Source organism: Shewanella sp. AS16 (genome assembly GCF_021412365.1).
Classification (GTDB): Bacteria; Pseudomonadota; Gammaproteobacteria; order Enterobacterales; family Shewanellaceae; genus Shewanella; species Shewanella salipaludis.
The window spans coordinates 1-838 of sequence record NZ_JAKCLK010000037.1 but is presented as its reverse complement, the minus strand read 5'-3'; the positions used below and the strand labels follow the sequence as shown (position 1 = coordinate 838).

Annotated in this window: 1 protein-coding gene; it reads right to left on the bottom strand. The window is 48.3% G+C overall.

The genetic code is table 11. The annotated features are described in order from the left end of the window. Positions 1-168 (bottom strand): transposase (locus LZP73_RS19185; protein ID WP_234236512.1); only part of this gene is annotated, 168 nt, incomplete at its 3' end. Between the last annotated feature and the right edge of the window lie 670 nt (positions 169-838).

The following is an 838-nucleotide window of genomic DNA, read 5'->3' as shown; positions in this document are numbered from 1 at the left end:
CAGGCGCTTGGCGTCGCTAACTTCCATGCCACCGTACTTGGATTTCCAGCGATAAAAGGTGCCTTGGGCAATGCCGTAACGCCGGCAAATGTCTTCGACCTTGCAGCCGGATTCATGCTCCTTGAGGACACCTATGATTTGCTCTTCCGTAAAACGTTTCTTCTTCATTGTCAGATCTCCTGGTTACTAGCGTAATCGGAAATCTCACATTCGTCATGGTGTTAAATCTGGGGGAAAGGTCAGTGTTGGTCTCTGCCATGCAAGCTTGGATCTATGGCCGCGAGGACGGCGAATGAGTTTGCCATCCGTTCGGGTGTTGAGTTTCAATCACTGTTTTCCTGTGACATTTCATCAATACCATACCTCAGGTTAGCGATATTATGCCGTAATTGTCTTGGCCGCCGGCTCTTGCAAGGCGTTCAGCCAGCTTCAGGACTGCGGTTGCAGTCATTCTTTCGGTACCCCATTGTGCATGTAAAACACCTGGGTTGTGGATAACTCTGGGGGTAATTGGTGGGCAGTATGTGCTTAATTCAGGTATAAAAATAAAGAGGCATTTTCTTCAAAAAAGCCCTTGCGCCCTCGGCGAAACTCCCTATAATGCGCATCCACTGACACGGCAGACAGCGAAAGCTAACCACCGAGTCGGATTGATTTGAGATTGTTACTCTCTGTTGAGAATGGCGCTTAAATCGACAGCGAAAAGAAGTGTTAAAAACTCCTTGACGCCAAACGGGAAATGCGTAAAATGCACGACCCTGAGCTGATGAAGCATCAGCCCCGACCCAACGCGGTCAACGCTCTTTAACAATCTAAAACAAGAAATCTGTGTGGACAC